The following is a 16,268-nucleotide window of genomic DNA, read 5'->3' on the forward strand; positions in this document are numbered from 1 at the left end:
TGCACCGGCCCCGTGGCAGCGCTCAGGTGGCGCGGCGGCGGCTCGGGCCGCCGAGGGTGGCCCACACGACGTTGCCGGTGCGGTCCTCGGTGACGCCCCACTCGTGGGCGATCGAGCGCACGATGCGCAGGCCGCGGCCGGAGGACAGCCACACGGTGCGGGGGGCGGGCCGGGGCACGGACTCACCGCCCCCGTCGGTGACCTCGACCTCGACGACGTCGCCGCGGATCTTCCAGCGCACCCGGATCGTGCCGTCGGACAGCGGCCGGGCGTGCCGGACGGCGTTCGTGAGCAGCTCGGAGGCGACGATCTCCGCCTCGTCGACGATCTCCTCGGGCAGGTCGCGGGTCTGCAGGTCGTCGACGACCTCGCGGCGGATCCTGCCGACCGAGGCCGGCTCGTGGGGGGGGCGGACGGTGACGATGACGCTCTCGGCGCCCGGCCCCGGTGACTCGCTCACGAGGAGGCCGGTCTGACCCGTGCGCCGGGTGACGCCGCCCTCGTCCGGTCCGGCCGCGTCGTCGTCGTGGTGCGCGCTCACGGTGACAACCTAACCCGAGCCGTGCACCCGGTGGACGACGTGTCCCGGCCGGTTCGTGATGATGACGTCGACCCCGAGCTCGAGGCACCGGTCGATGTCCCGGTCGGAGTCGACCGTCCAGACGTAGACCTGGTGCCCGCGCCGCTGGAAGGCCCTGACCGCCTTGGGCCGGCGCAGCATCCGCACGTCGAGGCCGACCGCGTGCACCCCCTTGGGCAGGCTCCCGTCCCAGGTCAGCGCCGGCACGCTCGCGTCGACGAGGTAGACGAGGGGCAGCCGCGGCGCGAGCCTCTGGGTGCGCTGCAGGGCCCGGTGCGAGAACGACATCATCCGCACGTGGGGTCGCCCGGGCTGGTCGCCGTCGGTGAGGTCGAACGAGCGCAGCACCTGCACGAGGGTCTTCTCGACGTCGCTGCCGTGCCGGGTCGGGTGCTTGGTCTCGATGAGGGTGACGACCTCCTGGCCGGTGCCGACGAGGGTGTCGAGGAGCCGCCGGAGGGTGAGCAGGTGTCCGCGCTCCGGGTCGGACTCGGGGGACTCGGTGTCGCCGGGGCGGTCGGCGAGCTTCCACGAGGCCCAGTCGAGCTGCTCGAGGCGAGTCAGCTCGAGCGCCGAGACGACACCGGCTCCGTTCGACGTGCGCTCGACCCGGCGGTCGTGGACGCACACGAGGTGGTGGTCGGCGGTGAGCCGCACGTCGCACTCGACCCCGTCGGCCCCGTGGGCGAACGCCTTCGTGTAGGCGCGAAGGGTGTGCTCGGGCTCCTCGTCGCTCGCGCCGCGGTGGGCGATGACGAGGGGATGCCGCGGCACCGGCGCCGCGCGCCCGCGCACCTCCTCGTCGACGACGTCCACGACCCCAACGCTTCCACATCCGGCCGCCCGACGGGCCGCGACTCACACGGCCCGCGGGCCTACCGTTGCACCATCGTGAGCCTGCCGCCCTTCCAGCACCTCGTCGACGAGCACTGGCGCGACGTCGCCCGGCTCGCCCACGCCCTCGCGCCCGGCCACGGCGACGACGTCGCCCAGCAGGCCTGGACCCAGGCGCTCGCGGCCTACCCCCGGCTCACCCACGCGCGGAACCTCCGCTCGTGGCTGCTCACGATCACCCACCGCTGCGCGATGGACCACCACCGCGCGGCCCGCCGCACGACACCGCACGAGGACCCGTCCCTGCTCGCCGAGGCCCCGACGCTGCCCCCGCCCGAGGCGCCCGACGGCGACCTGTGGGCCCGCGTCGGGGCGCTGCCGCAGCGGCAGCGGGACGCCGTCGTGCTCCGTTTCGTCGGCGACCTCGACCACCGCGCGGTCGCGGCCGCGCTCGGCACCTCGCCGGGCATGAGCCGCCGCCTCGTGAGCGACGCCCTCGCCACCCTCCGCCTCGACCTCCGGGACCAGCCATGACCGACCCGTTCGCGACCTTCGACCCTCCGCTCGCCGGCCCGCCGGTGCTCGGCCCGACCGACGTCTCGTACGTCCTCGAGGACACCGAGGTCGGCCGCCTGCTCGTCGCCGTCCGCGACGACGGCAGGGTCGTCACCTGCGCCTACGCCCCGGACCCGGCATCCGAGGACCGCTGGCTGCACCGCATCGCCGCATCGGTCAGCCCGAGGGTGCTGCGCCACCCTGCGTCGACGGACGCCGCCCGCCGCGCCCTCGCCGCCTACCTGTCGGGCGCGGCCCGCTCCGTCGGCGTGCGCCCCGACCTCGCCCTCACGTCGGCGTTCCAGCGCGAGGTGCTCGCCGGGCTGGCGGCGCGCGTCGGGTACGGCGAGCGCACGACGTATGCCGGGCTCGCGGCCGCCGTCGACCACCCCGGGGCGGCGCGGGCGGTCGGCACGGCCCTCGCCGGCAACCCGCTGTGCCTCGTGCTGCCGTGCCACCGGGTCGTGCCCGCGGCGGGCGGGGTCGGGGGGTATGCCGGGGGGCCGGCCGCCAAGGAGCACCTCCTCGCGCTCGAGGCGGCCCACACCGGGCCGGGGCGGCGCTGAGCCGAGGCCCTACCCCTCGGACCCGCACGTCACGCGCCACGCGGATGGTTCTGCGTGGTCCGACCTCGTCGTGCGAGGCGCCCGGTCAGCCGGGAGCGCCGCCGTCGTCCGGGTCCTCGCGCGGCAGGCGGCCCGACCCCGCGTACCCCCCGAGCAGCTCGGCCATCGCGAGGTGCGGCCGCGCCTCGCCGTGCCGGCCGAGGCGCTGCAGGGTGCGGCCGAGGACGAGGTTGGCGTACGCCTCGTCGGGGTCGTCGACGAGCACGGCCCGCACGACCGCCTCGGCGCGGCCGAGCTGGGCCGAGTGGTAGTAGGCCCGGGCGAGGAGCAGGCGCAGCTCGGTCGTCCCGTGCAGCGGTGGCTCGAGCGCGCTCTCGTCGACGAGCACGCTGAGCTCCTCGGCGGCCGCCTGGTACTCGCCGTGCTCGAACAGGCCGCGGGCCCGCTCGTAGCGCTCCGCCATGCTCGTCCCGGTCGTGTTCATGGGCTGCTCAACGCGGCGGCGCGCAGCGCCATTCCGGCCACGGGCACCGCCCCACGGACGCGTCCGCGTGTGAGGTGGTCCGGCGTCGGTGCTTCGGGAGAGGATCGACGCGTCATGAGCCAGGACGAGCGCACCCCACCGACGGCCCGGCGCCGGGTGGCCGACGCAGGCCGCCGGGTCAGCCGCGTCGGCCGGGGCGTCGGGCGCCGCGGCCGCGACGGCATCCGCCTCGTGGGCCGCGGCGGGGCGGCGGCCGGTCGCCGGTTCCGGACCTTCGCCGACGCCGACGGAGCCGCCGACACCGGGCTCGCGAGGCTGACCGAGCTGCACGCGGTCAACGTCGCCGGTGACGCCGCGCTCACGATCTCGCTGGCCGGCACCGTCTTCGCCCTGCCCACCGACGAGGCCCGTAGTCGCGTCGCCCTGTTCCTCGTGCTCACGATGGCGCCGTTCGTGCTCCTGGCCCCGCTCATCGGCCCGCTCCTCGACCGGTTCCGGCACGGGCGCCGGTGGGCACTCGGCACGACGCTCGCGACCCGGGCGTTCCTCGCCTGGGTGCTCGCCTCCGCCGTCGTCGAGGACAGCCCGTGGCTCTTCCCCGCGGCGCTCGGGTGCCTCGTCGCGAGCCGGTCGTACGCCGTCGCGCGCGCCGCCGCCGTGCCGCGCCTCCTCCCCGCCGGGATCTCCCTCGTCACCGCGAACTCGCGGCTCACCATCGCCGGGCTCGTCGGGATGGCGCTCGGCGGGGGTCTCGCCGGTGCGCTGTCGCAGGTCGGGCCCGACTGGTCGCTGCGGTTGGCGTTCGCCGTCTACGTCGCGGCGACGGTGCTCGCCATCCGCCTCCCGGAGCGGGTCGACTCCACCGCCGGCGAGGTCGACCTCGACGGCATCCCGGTGGCCGTGGCGCCGCTGCCGACGCCCGAGGGCGGCGTGCGGCGGCTGCGCACGCTGCCACCGTCGGTGCGCTACACGCTGTGGCTCACGACCGGCGCCCGGCTGCTCTCCGGGTTCCTCACCCTCTTCCTCGCCTTCCTCATGCGCGAGCACCCCATCCCGGGGTGGTCCGGGCCGCTCGTCCTCGCGCTCGTCGCCGGGGCCGCAGGGGTGGGCAACGCCCTCGGGTCGGTCATCGGCAACCGCCGCAGCGCCCCCGACCCCGAGCGCATCGCGACCGCCATCGCCGCCGTCGCCGTGCTCGCGGCCCTCGCCACGTCGGTGCTCTACTCGGTCCCGGCCCTCGTCCTGCTCGGCCTCGCGACCGGGCTGTTCGGGCAGCTCGCGAAGCTGTGTCTCGACGCCCTCATCCAGCGCGACATCGCCGACGACGTACGGGCCCGGGTCTTCTCGTGGTCCGAGACGATCCTCCAGGGCTTCTGGGTGCTCGGCGGGGCGATCGGCATCGCCATCCCCCTCGTGCCGGGGCTCGGCTTCGCCCTCGTCACCGGGCTCGTCCTGCTCATGGGCGCGGTCGCGGCGCGCGCCCGGCGGCTCACGCCGCCCCGACGTCCACGGTGAGGGTGCCCGTGCCGCGCCCCGACAGTGCACCCTCGTGGTGCTCGGGGTAGTCGACGACGCCGTCCCGGCCGACGCTGAACTCGACGACGGTGCGGCGCGCGCCGAGGAGGCGGATCTCGTAGGCCGGACCGGGCGGCATCCGCACGGTGCGCGCGCCGGTGTCGATCGGCTCGTGGCACCCGCCCCACATCGGCAGCAACGGCACCGGACGTCCCGTCGGGCGGAGCAGGACCGGCACGCCGACGACGCGCAGGGTGTGCGTCCCCCGGCCCCGGAGCACGGCGTCCTGGTCGGCGTCGAAGTCGACCTCACCGGCCGGCGTCACGCGGAAGTGCACGTCGCACGGGTGCTGCCGGGACTGCTGGAAGGTGTACTCGCCGGGCTCGAGCCGCACGGGCACGCCGCCGGGCACCGAGCCGTCGACGAAGTGCGGGAGGTGGCCGGGCAGCCAGAACCATGGGTAGGTGAGCTCGCAGGTGTCGATCCGGATCAGGGGCATGGTCGGTCCTCGGGCAGGGCCGCGCCCCGGGGACGGCGCGGCGTCTACTCGTGAGGAGCGACCACTCGCCGCCCTGATACACGGATGCCGTGGCGAGTTCCGGTGGGCACGTCCGCCCCGGCACCCGGGCGTCGGGTTGCATACCCCCTGGGGTATTCAGTACGCTCGTCCGGTCACGATGTCCCCGACCCACGTGAGGTACCCCATGTGCAGCCCCGCCACCTGTCACTCCTGCGGCAAGACGACCTGGGCCGGCTGCGGCATGCACGCCGACATGGTCCTGGCCCGCGTGCCCGTCGAGGCCCGCTGCTCGTGCCACGACGACGCCACCGCGCAGCAGTCCTCGCAGAGCGCCTTCGGCTGGTGACCCCGCCCGTCACGCAGGGCCGCGACGCCTGGCAGGTGCCGGACGTCGCGGCCCTGCGGCCGCTGCGCCCCCGGCGGGCGCGCTGGGCCGACGTGCTCCTGCACCGCCGCCGGCTCGTCGCGGCCGCCGGGCTCTTCCCCCTCGTGCTCTGGGCGGCCCGGACGTCGCTGCCCCCGTCGCTGCCACTCACCCCCGGGTGGTGGGTCGTCCTCTCGGCGGTCGCCCTGCTGTCGGCGCTCGCCCTCGCCACCTACGTGCCCCTCGCGCGCACCGACGACCGCCCCGGCGAGCGCCCCGGCGCGAGCCCGTGCGCCGCGGCGGCCGTCGTCTTCGTCGTGCTCGCCGGCCCGGCCCTCGGCGCGGCCACCGGCTCGCCGCTGAGCGGTGCACCGGCCCTGCTCCTCGCCGCGATGGGCCTGGGACAGCGGCTGCTCGGGGCGCCCGCCTGCGGGCCGGCCGGCCGCTGACGGCCCGGGTCACGGAGGGGATTGGTGGACCTAGGCTGACCCGGTGATGAGCACCCGGGCGGCCAGGCTGCGCGTGCTCGGCCTCGTCCTGAGCCTGCTCATCGCCAGTGCCCTCGTCTGGCTGCTCATCGGCGGTGACCTCGACACGGTGCAGGCGACCGTCGGGTCCGCCGGGGTGTGGGCTCCCCTCGTCTACGTCGTGCTGCACGTGCTGCTCACCCTCGTTCCCGTGTCGAAGAACCTCCTCGCGGGGGTCGCCGGTGTGCTGTTCGGCCTCGCGGGCGGCATCGCCCTGTCCTGGGTGGCCTCGATGGTCAGCGCCGTCGTGGGCTTCGCCCTCGCCCGACGCCTCGGGCGCGAGGCCGTGGCGTCGATGACCGGCCCGCGGATCGACCGCGTCGACGGCATCCTGCGCCGGCAGGGGCTGCTCGCAGTGGTCGTCGCGCGGGTCACCCCGGTGCTCCCGTTCACCGTCGTCAACTACGGGGCGGGGGTCAGTGCCGTCACCTTCCGGGACTTCGTGCTCGGCACGGCCATCGGGATCGTCCCGGGCACGGTCGGCTACGCCGCGCTCGGGGCGTCCGCGGGCCGCGACGCGACGACCTTCGTCGTCGCGGGGGTGTTCGCCGTGCTGCTCTTCGTCGGCTCGCTCCTCCTGGGGTGGCGGGGCGCCCGTCGAGGGTAGAGAACCCGCCGCGCGGGGCGCCCTGCAGCGGCGGGTCCTCTCCTCTCGACGACGTGCTCAGCGAGCTTCCGGCCGCTTTCCACCCACGGGGTGGTTGGCGACGAACAGCCCGCCGGGGTCGACGAGCGCCCGCACGGCCCGCAGCCGGGCCCAGGCGCCGGTGCCGAAGGCCGTGCTGGTGTCGGTGCGCTCCTCGGTGAAGTTCAGCAGCGCCCGTCCGTTCGACCACGGCTCGAGTGCCTCCACGAGTCGGCGTGCGTCCGCGCGACCCTGCGCCGCCATCTGCGGGGTGGCGGCGACGGCGACGAAGAACCCGGCATACGCCCCACGCACGCGGGGCAGGGCGCCCGCCCCGGGGTGGCGGCGCGCGAGCGCGCCACCCAGCTGCCGGAGCTCGGCCGAGAGCAGCGACGACGTCGACCCGGGGCCGACCTCGGCGAGGAAGGCCGCCACCGCCTCCTCCGGCAGGCCCTCGAGCATCGTGGCACCGGCCACCGACGGCGTGGGGCCCTCGGGGTCCATGTGCAGCCTCGTCAGTGAGGCCGAGGGCACCCGGGCGAAGGTGTCCACCTCCGGCTCCAGCGCGCGCAACGGCGCGAGCAGGGGCTCGGCCGCCGTGTCGTCGCAGAGCACCGCCCCGTCGACGACGACGACCTGTCGGCCCCGCAGGACGTCCGGGAGCTCGGGCAGCGGCGGGAAGCTCATGACCCGCAGCGACGTCGTGACCTCGTCGGGCGCGGTGGCCGACCACGCCGCCCAGGTGCGCACCACCTCGCCGGCCCGCTCACGGTCCCAGAGCAGCATCCCGGCGTAGACGTCGGGGATCGGGTAGAGCCGGAACTCCACGGCCGTCACGATCCCGAAGCTGCCGCCCCCGCCACGCAGCGCCCAGAACAGGGTGCGGTGGTGGTGGGCGTCGGCGCGCACGAGCGAGCCGTCCGCCGTGACGAGCTCGACGGCGGTGATGCTGTTCGTCGCGAGCCCGAGCTTGCGGGCGTACCAGCCGAGGCCGCCGCCCAGGGAGTAGCCGACGACCGCGACGTCGGGCGCCGAGCCGTGGAGGGCCGCGAGGCCGTGCGGGGCGGCGGCCTCGACGACGTCCTGCCAGAGGGCGCCGCCCTCGGCGCGGGCGGTCCCGGCGACGGGGTCGACCGTCACGGCGGACATCCCCGACGTGCGGACGAGCACGACGTCGTCGAGCGAGGCGTCGCCGAGCGGGCCGGCTCCGTGGCCGGTGCCCTGCGGGGCCAGCCGGAGGCCGGCGGCGGCGGCAGCCCGCACGAGCTCGCGGACGTCCGCGGCGTCCCGGGGCACGGCCACGGCGGCCGGTCGCTGCTCGACGGCGACGTTCCACGGCATCCGGGCGGCGTCGTACCCGGGGTCGCCGGGGAGGTGGACCGCTCCGCCGCACAGGCCGCGCAGGGCCTGCGCGGGTCGAGGGGTCCGGGTGGGGTCGAGGGTGGTCTCGACGGTCATGGTCGTGTCCTTCGCGTTCTCGGGGGTGCACGGCAGCTCCGTGCGTGGTGTGGTGGTGGTGCGTGAGGCGCGGGCCCGGAGGGCGACGAGCTGCCCGGGGACGGGCAGCTCGTCGACGGCCTCGACGGCCGTGCTCGGCGCCGCCCCGACCTCGTGGAGTCGGTCGGTCAGGGTGTCGAGCACCGCGGACACGGCATCGACATCGGTCGTGCGCACGGTGACGTGGGTGAGCGATGCCGGCGCGAGGCCGGCGCGGGCGAGGGCGGCCTCGAGGTGGACGATCGCGAGGGCGAGCTGGGCCGCGGGGTCGTCGGCGTGCAGGAGGCGGCCCCGGTGGTCCAGGGGGACCTGCTCCGGCAGGTCGCGCTCGGCGGCTGCGGGGCCGTCGGTGGCGGTGGTGGTGGCGGTGGTGGTGGTGGTCGTCATGCCGGAAGCGTCGACCGGGACGACGGCCCGCCACCATCCCTGCCCCGCGGGGACCTTCGCGTCCGCTCTTCTGGGCCGGACCGCATCCCAGAGTTGTGGGATGGCGGCGGGGCGGGTCGCTCCGTCACACTCGCCGTATGCGCCGCGCACTGACCGTCGAGCGCGTGCGACGCGACGTCGAGGTCGTCGCGCGCGCCGGGCTCGACATCGACACCTTCCTCGAGGAGGCGGTCGACTCCCTGTACCGCGCCGTGCCCCACGTCGCGGCCTGCCTCGCCACCGTCGACCCGAGCACGGAGCTGCTGACGGGCACCCGCAAGTACGGCGACCTGCAGGGTCGTGACAGCCACGACCACGAGTGGGGCCTCATCGAGTACGGCACCGTCGAGGCGACGGCGTTCAGCGAGCTGTCCCAGGCCGGCATCGCCGCGGCGGGGGTGCACGCGTACTACGCCGGCGAGTCCGAGCGGTCGCACCGGATGGCCGCCTTCGTCAAGCCGCACTTCGGCTACGGCGACGAGATGCGGGTCATCTTCCGCGACGGCGCCCAGGTCTGGGGCGCGGCCGCGCTGTTCCGCGAGCCGGAGGGCAGGCCGTTCGCGCCGGACGAGCTCGAACTCGTCGGCTCGCTGTCGGCCGTCTTCGCCGCCGGGGTGCGGACCGGGCTGCTCGCCCGGATGGCCACCGGTGCACCACCGCCCCCGTCGACCGGCCCGACCGTGCTCATCGTGGGGCCCGACGACGAGATCACCCAGACGAGCATGGGCGCGGAGCAGCGACTGGCCGAGCTCGAGAGCCCGACCCACAACGCGCGGTGGACCGGCATCATCACCTCGCTCGTCGCCGCCGCACGACGCTACGCGCGGGGCGAGACCACCGTGCCGCCGCGCAGCCGGGTCCGCTCACGCAGCGGCATGTGGCTCGTGCTCCACGCGACGCCGCTGCTCGGGGCCACCGGCGCGAGCGGGGACGTCGTCGTGACGGTCGAGGAGGCCCGCCCGCCGGAGATCGTGCCGCTCGTCGTGGCGGCCTTCGGCCTCACCCAGCGCGAGCGGGACGTCACCCAGCTCGTGCTCCAGGGGGTCGACACGAAGGAGATCGCCGCGACGATGCACGTGTCGACGTACACCGTGCAGGACCACCTCAAGTCGGTCTTCGACAAGGCCGACGTGCGCAGCCGGCGCGAGCTCATCGCCCGGGTCTACTTCGACCAGTACGTGCCCCGGATGGGGTCCGAGCTCGGCCCGTCGGGCTGGTTCACCGCGGTCGAGCCGTCCGAGGGGCCCTGGCCCCCGTCCGGCACCCCGTAGCTCAGTGGGCGGGGGTGGCCGCGATGTCGTCCTTCGGGGCCCGCCACTTGCGGACCTGGGTCACGACGAGCACGACGAGGGCACCGACGACGAGGCCGATGAGCGCGGACGCGAGCGTGTTGACGACCCACCCGAGCGCGCCACCGCCGACGGCCTCCTCGGCGTGGTGGACGAGGTCGTAGAGCCAGGACCACCCCAGGTCGTCCACACCCACGAGCAGGATGTGCCCGCCGACCCACAGCATCGCGACGACGCCGACCGTCGAGAGCCCGGCCAACAGCTTCGGCATGAAGGCGACGAGCCCGCGACCCACGCTGCGCGCCGCGCCCGACCTGCGCCCGGAGAGGTGCAGGCCGATGTCGTCCATCTTGACGATGAGGCCGACGACGCCGTAGACGAGGACCGTGATGCCGATGGCGACGAGCACGAGGATGACGGCGCGCGAGACGAACGGCTCGTCGGCGACCTCGTTGAGCGCGATGACCATGATCTCGGCGGAGAGGATGAAGTCGGTGCGGATCGCGCCGCTCGTCACCGTCCTCTCGTGGTCGGGGTCGCCGACGGCGACCTCCTCGACGGCGTGCTCGTGCCCCGCGACCTTCTCCCAGATCTTCTCGGCGCCCTCGTAGGCGAGGTAGGTGCCGCCGACCATGAGGATCGGGGTGAGCAGCCACGGGAGGAACTGGCTGAGCAGCAGGGCCGCCGGGAGGATGATGAGGAGCTTGTTGCGCAGCGAGCCAAGGGCGATCCGCTTGATGATCGGCAGCTCGCGGTCCGGGGTCAGGCCCTGGACGTAGCGCGGGGTGACGGCCGTGTCGTCGACGACGACGCCCGCGGCCTTGGCGCTGGCCCGTCCGGCCGCGGCGCCGACGTCGTCGATCGACGCGGCCGCCAGCTTGGCGAGCGCCGCGATGTCGTCGAGCAGGGCGACGAGTCCACCAGCCACGGGGCGTGCTCCTCCGGTCGAGTCGAGGCGGCGGCGGCAGGGGCCCGCCGACGCAGGGCCCCACGGTAACGCCGATCGGGGGTTTCCCGGTTGCGGCCCGGGCCGTGTGTGCCACCGCCGCGAGCGGGTAGGGGGGTCTGACCGAGCAACCGAGGGAGGCGACCGATGCGAGCAGTGGTGTGGCACGGCAGGAAGGACGTCCGGGTCGAGGAGGTGCCCGACCCGCGGATCGAGAACCCCGGCGACGCCGTCATCCGGGTGACGAGCACGAACATCTGCGGGTCGGACCTGCACCTCTACGAACCCCTCGGTGCGTTCATGGCACGCGGCGACGTCCTCGGCCACGAGGCCATGGGCGTCGTCGAGGAGGTGGGCGCGGCCGTGACGGCGCTGTCCCCGGGGGACCGCGTCGTCATCCCGTTCCAGGTGTGCTGCGGCACGTGCTGGATGTGCGAGCACGGCCTGCAGAGCCAGTGCGAGACGACGCAGGTGCGCGAGCAGGGCACGGGCGCGGCCCTGTTCGGCTACTCCGAGCTCTACGGCTCCGTGCCCGGCGGGCAGGCGGAGTACCTGCGCGTGCCGCACGCGCAGTACACGCACATCCCGGTGCCCGACGGACCGCCGGACGAGCGCTTCGTCTACCTCTCCGACGTGCTGCCCACCGCGTGGCAGGCCGTCGCCTACGCCGACCCGGAGCCCGAGGGGACCCTGCTCGTGCTCGGCCTGGGCCCCATCGGGGACATGGCCTGCCGCATCGCCCTCGAGCGCGGCGTCCGGCAGGTCGTCGGGGTCGACCTCGTCGACGCCCGGCTCGACCGGGCCCGGTCGCGCGGGGTGCGCACCGTCGACCTGCGCGAGGTCGACGACGTCGCGGCTGCCGTGCGCGACCTCACCGGTGGGCGGGGGGCCGACGCCGTCGTCGACGCCGTCGGCATGGAGGCGCACGGCTCCCCCGTCGTCAAGGCGTCGCACAAGGTCGTGTCCCTGCTGCCCGACGTCATCGCGAAGCCGCTCATGACGACCGTCGGCATCGACCGCCTGGCCGCGCTGTACACCGCGGTGGATGCCGTGCGCCGGGGCGGGACGATCTCGCTCAGTGGCGTCTACGGCGGGATGGCGGACCCGATCCCGATGCTGACCCTGTTCGACAAACAGGTGCAGCTGCGCATGGGGCAGGCGAACGTCAAGCGGTGGGTGCCGGACATCCTGCCCCTGCTCACCGACGCCGACCCGCTCGGGGTCGAGGACTTCGCGACCCACCGGCTGCCCCTCGAGGCGGCACCCGAGGCGTACGCCACGTTCCAGGCCAAGCAGGACGGCATGGTCAAGGTCGTCCTCACGCCGGGCACGCAGCGTCCCGAGCAGGCGGCGGGTGGCGTCGGGCAGGCGTAGCGTGGGTTCGACGCCGCGGGACGGCACGTGGTGGTCGCGGAGCGCTCGGACGGTGGTGGGCGGTATGGCTGACGTCGACGTCCTCCTCCTGCGGCTCGCCCAGGGTGTCGTCCGGGACGTCGAGCGCGGGGTGCCGCTGCCGGTCCGGCTCTGCCGAGCGGCCGTCGACATCCTCGAGTGCGACGGCGCGGCGATGACCCTCGCCTACACCCACCTGGAACGGGTCACACTGTGCGCCACGGACGACACCGCCCTCGCCATCGAGGAGACCCAGGACGTCCTCGGGCAGGGTCCGGGTCACGACGCGTTCAGGACGCGGGCCTACGTCCGCCTCGACCTCATGCCCGAGGACGCCGGGCCGGACCCGCGGTGGCCGCTGCTGAAGTCCGAGGAGCTGTCGGCCCTGGCCCCCGTCGTCGTGCACGCCCTGCCGATGGGCGAGGGGTCGGGCACGATCGGGGTGCTCACCCTCTACCGCCGAGGCCGCGACGCCGACCTCGACATCGCGGCCGGGCTGCTCGTCGCCCAGGTGCTCGCCGCCGCCCTGCTCGCGGACGCGCCCACCCTCGAGCGGGCCGGGTACGGCGAGTGGTCGGACCGGGCCCTCGTGCACCAGGCCACCGGCATGGTCGTCGCACAGCTCGGGCTGCCGGTGGCCGACGCCCTGGCCCTCATCCGGGCCCACGCCTACGCGCACGACCACAGCGTCGGCGAGACGGCCCGCGAGGTCGTCGACCACGAGCTGACCTTCAGCGGCTCACCCGACGAGGACATCGAGTCGACCTGACCCCTCAGCGGCTCTCGGGTCCCGGGTCGGTGCCGCTCAGGACGACCTGCTCGGCCACGACGCGCAGCTTGATGTTCTGGTCCTGAGACGCCTTCTTGAGCCGGTCGAACGCCACGCCGGGTGTCCACCGATGGCGCTCGACGAGGATGCCGACGGCCTGCCCGATCGCCTCGTGGCTCTCGATCGCCAGGCGCAGGTGCTGCTCCCGGTCGGCGAACTCCGACGCGGCCACGACGCGTTCGCAGGCCAGGACGAACGCCCGGAAGAGCAGGTCACCGGCGACGCGCTCGTCGGCGCCGACCGGCCGGGGCTCGTCGAAGCACACGGTCACCTGGGCCCCGGAGCCGTCCGGGTCCACGAACCGGAGGCCGGCGACGGGCTCGTCGGTCGGCTCGCCGTCGGGGAACCCCGCCTCCAGCGGCTGCGGCGCGCCGGCTGCGGGCCCCGCCGCAGTGAACAGCCGCCGCTCCCGGCCGACGTCCACCCGCACCGTCACCTCACCGGCGAACAGGCTCCCGAAGCCCGAGACGGCCGTGGCGACGACGTCGGTGAGGTCCTCCGCCGCGCTCAGCTCGGTCGAGATGCACGCCGCGGCGGACCGCCGCACGCGGGCCTCGTGGTCGCTCGTGACGTCGCGCACGGTCGCGATCGCGAACGACGGCCGCAGGCGCCCCCCGTCGACGACGCTGACCCGCAGCGACACCCACACCGTCCGCCCGTCGACGGTGGCGACCTCGACGTCCCGGGATGCCGTGCCACCCCCCTCGCGGGCGAGGCGGACGACCTCCTCGAGCAGGGCGCAGGCCCCGCCGAGCGCCCGCGCGGTGAGCCCCTCGCCGGGTCCTGCGCCCGGTGCGGCGGAGCCGGCCGGGGATGCCGTGGTGCACCCGAGGAGTCGCGCGAACTCGTCGTTCGCCTCCAGCAGCACTCCGTCGAGGTCGGTGAGGAGGAGCGCCTCGTGGAAGGACCCGAGCATGGCCCGGCGCCACGAGGCGTCCTGCATCCGGGCGCCGGCCCGCTCGAGGTTGCTCGAGACGCGCGCCCGCAGCTCGACGACCGAGAACGGCTTCGTGAGGTAGTCATCGGCGCCCGCGAGCAGGCCCTCACTCGTCGCACCGGCTCCCGAGCGTGCGGAGAGCAGCAGCACCGGGATGCCGGAGAGGTGGGGGTCGGCGCGCAGGCCGCGGACGAGGTCGTAGCCGTCCATGCCCGGCATCATGACGTCGGCGACCACGAGGTCGGGGGCGGAGCGGCGCATGAGCTCCACCGCCTCGGGACCGTCGGCCGCGACCTCCACGTCGTAGTCCTCCCCGAGGACCTCCGCGAGGTACCGCCGCAGGTCGGGGTGGTCCTCGACGACGAGGAGGTGCGCGCGCTCACCGCACCGGTGCTCGGGAACGGGCACCGCCTCGGCATCGGCGGCGGGGTCGCCGAACCAGGCCTCGACGTCACGCAGGACGTCGTGGGCACCGCGTCGGGTCACCGAGGGCGCGCCGGACCGGGTCGCCGTGACCCCCCCGCCGTCGACCGGAAGCCGCACCGTGAAGGCACTGCCCCGGCCGACCCGGCTGCGGACCCGCACCGAGCCCCCCATGAGCTGGCTCAGCTGACGGACCATCGCGAGCCCGACGCCGGCACCGGCGCGGGCCCGCGCGCCCGGCCGCTCGGGCAGCCGCTCGAAGCGCTCGAAGACGCGCTCGAGGTCGCGGTCGGCGATGCCGACCCCCGTGTCGCGCACGGTGAGCTCGACCTCGCCGCCGACGACGTGGAGCTGCACCTCCACCGACCCCCGGGGGGTGTACTTCAGCGCATTGGACAGCAGGTTGACCACGACCCGCTCGTACATCTCCGGGTCGACGAGCGTGGGGGCCCCGAGGTCACCGCACGCGACGACGAGCTGGAGGCCGGCCCCTTCGACCGCCGGGCGGAAGCTCTCGGCGAGGGTGCGGGTCAGGGCCGCCAGGTCGACCGGTGCGGGGTCGGGCTCCATCCGACCCGCCTCGATGCGGCCGAGGTCGAGCAGCTCGTCGACGAGCCGGGTGAGGTGCTGGGTGTGGCGGGCGACGAGGCCGAGGCGGCGGCGCTGGTCCGGTGTGGACGCGTGCGCGAGGGCGTCCTCGAGGGGAGCGGTCATGAGCGTGAGGGGGGTGCGCAGCTCGTGGCTGACGTTCATGAAGAACTCGCTCTTCGCCTCGTCGAGCGCGGTGAGGGCGGCGGCACGGCGGCGCTCGTCGAGCAGCTGGGTCACCGCGGTCAGCGCTCCCGCGACGTGGGTGGCGCACAGCTCAGCGTACGAGTCGAGGGCGTCGTCCCAGGGTCGCTGCACCGACCCCCCGAGCACCATGACGGCGCGGCCGTTCTCGGCCCGCTGCTCCGACGGCTCGGGCACCGGGTAGAGGTGCCAGGACGAGACGAGGGGAGCCGCAGGGTCGGCCTCGGCGGCGACGGTGAGCGGCCGGCCGGTGCTCGCCACCTGGCGCACGAGGTCGGCGAGCCGGGCCCGGGTCCGGTCGGACAGGCACGGCGCACGCTCGGCGAGACCGCGCGCCAGCTCGGCGCGCGGTGCGTGCGGTGCCACGTCGAGGACGAGGGCGACGGGGTGGTCCCCGACGTTGTCGTGGAGGGCCGCCACGGCCCGGGAGAGGGCGTCGGTGCGGCTCTCGCTGCCCGCGAGCCGGGCCATGTCGGCCAGCGTCCGCAGCCGGCGCTCGCCGAGCACGCGGTCGGTGGTCTCGCTGATGACCGAGAACACGCCTTCGACGACCCCGGCATCGTCGACGACGGGGCTGTACGAGAAGGTGAAGTAGCACTCCTCGGGGAAGCCGTTTCGGTCGAGGACGAGCAGCTCGTCGGTCGACCACGTCGCCCCCCGGCCGCTGCGCACCTGCTCGAGCATCGGCTCGATGGTGTCCCAGATCTCGGGCCACACCTCGCGGCCCGGGGCGCCGAACGCGTCGGGGTGCTTGATGCCGAGCATCGGCCGGTAGGCGTCGTTGTAGACGAGGCGGAGGTCGGGCCCCCACCACAGCAGGATGGGGAAGCGTGACGTCAGGCAGATCGAGGCCGCGGTGCGCAGCGTCGTCGACCACGCCTCGGGGGGTCCCAGCCGGTCGGTGGCGAACGCCGCGCACGGCACGAGCGTGCGCAGCTGCGCACCCGTCGCGTCATCGTGAGCGCTCGGTGCTCCGACCCGCGTACCCGCTTCGGCGAGCGCGGCAGCCTGCGGTTCGTGCGTTCCCATCGTTCGACGTGTCTTCCCCGTGCCGGGCCGGCCGTGGTCCCGACCTCCCGGACCTTCGAACTCTCGCACAGTTCCGGGCCCGGGGGCCATCTGGGGCCCCGCGACTTCCTGCCGGGTGGTTCCGCCCCGCGCCACCGG

The 16,268-nt window shown here is 75.0% G+C and carries 16 protein-coding genes; 9 read left to right on the forward strand and 7 right to left on the reverse strand.

All coding sequences use genetic code 11. The annotated features are described in order from the left end of the window. Positions 1 to 22: 22 nt before the first annotated feature. Together ABD899_RS08415 and ABD899_RS08420 are read right to left on the reverse strand one after the other, a co-directional pair. Positions 23 to 541 carry an ATP-binding protein gene (locus ABD899_RS08415; protein WP_345204576.1) on the reverse strand — a complete coding sequence of 173 codons (519 nt, stop codon included), beginning with the start codon at positions 539 to 541 and terminating at the stop codon, positions 23 to 25. A 9-nt stretch (positions 542 to 550) separates the two neighbouring features. After that, positions 551 to 1,396 (reverse strand): glycerophosphodiester phosphodiesterase, encoded by an 846-nt coding sequence (locus ABD899_RS08420; RefSeq protein WP_345204578.1) that lies wholly within the window; start codon positions 1,394 to 1,396, stop codon positions 551 to 553. A gap of 75 nt (positions 1,397 to 1,471) precedes the next feature. Here ABD899_RS08420 and ABD899_RS08425 point away from each other — a divergent pair, with 75 nt between their 5' ends. Continuing rightward, positions 1,472 to 1,948: an RNA polymerase sigma factor gene (locus tag ABD899_RS08425; RefSeq protein WP_345204580.1), complete on the forward strand. Its 477-nt coding sequence runs from the start codon at positions 1,472 to 1,474 to the stop codon at positions 1,946 to 1,948. Next, on the forward strand, positions 1,945 to 2,535 hold the full coding sequence (locus ABD899_RS08430) for a methylated-DNA--[protein]-cysteine S-methyltransferase (RefSeq protein WP_345204583.1): 591 nt from the start codon (positions 1,945 to 1,947) through the stop codon (positions 2,533 to 2,535). The genes ABD899_RS08425 and ABD899_RS08430 overlap by 4 nt, the downstream gene beginning before the upstream one ends. Positions 2,536 to 2,620: 85 nt before the next feature. Here ABD899_RS08430 and ABD899_RS08435 read toward each other — a convergent pair whose 3' ends face one another. Further along, positions 2,621 to 3,019: a tetratricopeptide repeat protein gene (locus ABD899_RS08435; RefSeq protein WP_345204585.1), complete on the reverse strand. Its 399-nt coding sequence runs from the start codon at positions 3,017 to 3,019 to the stop codon at positions 2,621 to 2,623. 114 nt (positions 3,020 to 3,133) lie between these two features. Between ABD899_RS08435 and ABD899_RS08440 the strand changes: the two genes are divergently transcribed. Next, positions 3,134 to 4,534: an MFS transporter gene (locus tag ABD899_RS08440; RefSeq protein WP_345204586.1), complete on the forward strand. Its 1,401-nt coding sequence runs from the start codon at positions 3,134 to 3,136 to the stop codon at positions 4,532 to 4,534. On the opposite strand, the gene ABD899_RS08445 is transcribed toward ABD899_RS08440, so the two are convergent. Continuing rightward, entirely contained in the window at positions 4,509 to 5,033 is a 525-nt protein-coding gene (locus ABD899_RS08445; protein WP_345204589.1) for a hypothetical protein, read from the reverse strand. The genes ABD899_RS08440 and ABD899_RS08445 overlap by 26 nt on opposite strands. 178 nt (positions 5,034 to 5,211) lie before the next feature. Here ABD899_RS08445 and ABD899_RS08450 point away from each other — a divergent pair, with 178 nt between their 5' ends. From ABD899_RS08450 to ABD899_RS08460, 3 genes are read left to right on the forward strand one after another with little or no spacing between them, the layout of a single operon-like run. Beyond that, positions 5,212 to 5,400, forward strand: coding sequence for a hypothetical protein (locus tag ABD899_RS08450; protein ID WP_345204591.1), 189 nt, complete (start codon positions 5,212 to 5,214; stop codon positions 5,398 to 5,400). Beyond that, positions 5,397 to 5,867, forward strand: coding sequence for a hypothetical protein (locus ABD899_RS08455; protein WP_345204593.1), 471 nt, complete (start codon positions 5,397 to 5,399; stop codon positions 5,865 to 5,867). Before ABD899_RS08450 ends, ABD899_RS08455 begins: the two co-directional genes overlap by 4 nt. Before the next feature lie 46 nt (positions 5,868 to 5,913). Continuing rightward, positions 5,914 to 6,552, forward strand: a complete 639-nt coding sequence (locus tag ABD899_RS08460; RefSeq protein ID WP_345204596.1) for a TVP38/TMEM64 family protein — start codon at positions 5,914 to 5,916, stop codon at positions 6,550 to 6,552. A gap of 57 nt (positions 6,553 to 6,609) precedes the next feature. On the opposite strand, the gene ABD899_RS08465 is transcribed toward ABD899_RS08460, so the two are convergent. Next, entirely contained in the window at positions 6,610 to 8,454 is a 1,845-nt protein-coding gene (locus ABD899_RS08465) for an FAD-binding protein (protein ID WP_345204599.1), read from the reverse strand. Between the two features lie 137 nt (positions 8,455 to 8,591). Between ABD899_RS08465 and ABD899_RS08470 the strand changes: the two genes are divergently transcribed. Next, complete coding sequence (locus ABD899_RS08470; RefSeq protein WP_345204600.1) at positions 8,592 to 9,764, forward strand: helix-turn-helix transcriptional regulator; 1,173 nt, start codon at positions 8,592 to 8,594, stop codon at positions 9,762 to 9,764. Position 9,765: 1 nt separating this feature from the next. On the opposite strand, the gene ABD899_RS08475 is transcribed toward ABD899_RS08470, so the two are convergent. Continuing rightward, a complete protein-coding gene (locus ABD899_RS08475; protein WP_345204602.1) occupies positions 9,766 to 10,710 on the reverse strand; it encodes a DUF808 domain-containing protein in 945 nt (314 codons plus the stop codon). A 165-nt stretch (positions 10,711 to 10,875) separates the two neighbouring features. On the opposite strand from ABD899_RS08475, the gene ABD899_RS08480 reads away from it, so the two are divergent. Then, the gene (locus ABD899_RS08480) at positions 10,876 to 12,102 is read left to right on the forward strand and encodes a zinc-dependent alcohol dehydrogenase (protein WP_345204604.1); all 1,227 of its coding nucleotides are present in this window, start codon (positions 10,876 to 10,878) and stop codon (positions 12,100 to 12,102) included. 64 nt (positions 12,103 to 12,166) lie between these two features. Next, positions 12,167 to 12,889: an ANTAR domain-containing protein gene (locus ABD899_RS08485; protein ID WP_345204607.1), complete on the forward strand. Its 723-nt coding sequence runs from the start codon at positions 12,167 to 12,169 to the stop codon at positions 12,887 to 12,889. 4 nt (positions 12,890 to 12,893) lie between these two features. Here the strand turns inward: ABD899_RS08485 and ABD899_RS08490 are convergent, their stop codons facing one another. Beyond that, positions 12,894 to 16,130 (reverse strand): ATP-binding protein, encoded by a 3,237-nt coding sequence (locus tag ABD899_RS08490; protein WP_345204610.1) that lies wholly within the window; start codon positions 16,128 to 16,130, stop codon positions 12,894 to 12,896. Between the last annotated feature and the right edge of the window lie 138 nt (positions 16,131 to 16,268).

Origin of the sequence: Fodinibacter luteus (genome assembly GCF_039541575.1) — a bacterium.
In the GTDB taxonomy this organism is placed as follows: Bacteria; Actinomycetota; Actinomycetes; order Actinomycetales; family Dermatophilaceae; genus Fodinibacter; species Fodinibacter luteus.

Coding starts and splice junctions, on each gene's coding strand:
- ABD899_RS08490 (WP_345204610.1), bottom strand. CDS start 16,130: ATGGGAACGCACGAACCGCAGGCTGCCGCGCTCGCCGAAGCGGGTACG.
- ABD899_RS08450 (WP_345204591.1), top strand. CDS start 5,212: ATGTCCCCGACCCACGTGAGGTACCCCATGTGCAGCCCCGCCACCTGT.
- ABD899_RS08485 (WP_345204607.1), top strand. CDS start 12,167: ATGGCTGACGTCGACGTCCTCCTCCTGCGGCTCGCCCAGGGTGTCGTC.
- ABD899_RS08430 (WP_345204583.1), top strand. CDS start 1,945: ATGACCGACCCGTTCGCGACCTTCGACCCTCCGCTCGCCGGCCCGCCG.
- ABD899_RS08440 (WP_345204586.1), top strand. CDS start 3,134: ATGAGCCAGGACGAGCGCACCCCACCGACGGCCCGGCGCCGGGTGGCC.
- ABD899_RS08445 (WP_345204589.1), bottom strand. CDS start 5,033: ATGCCCCTGATCCGGATCGACACCTGCGAGCTCACCTACCCATGGTTC.
- ABD899_RS08465 (WP_345204599.1), bottom strand. CDS start 8,454: ATGACGACCACCACCACCACCGCCACCACCACCGCCACCGACGGCCCC.
- ABD899_RS08460 (WP_345204596.1), top strand. CDS start 5,914: ATGAGCACCCGGGCGGCCAGGCTGCGCGTGCTCGGCCTCGTCCTGAGC.
- ABD899_RS08435 (WP_345204585.1), bottom strand. CDS start 3,019: ATGAACACGACCGGGACGAGCATGGCGGAGCGCTACGAGCGGGCCCGC.
- ABD899_RS08480 (WP_345204604.1), top strand. CDS start 10,876: ATGCGAGCAGTGGTGTGGCACGGCAGGAAGGACGTCCGGGTCGAGGAG.
- ABD899_RS08470 (WP_345204600.1), top strand. CDS start 8,592: ATGCGCCGCGCACTGACCGTCGAGCGCGTGCGACGCGACGTCGAGGTC.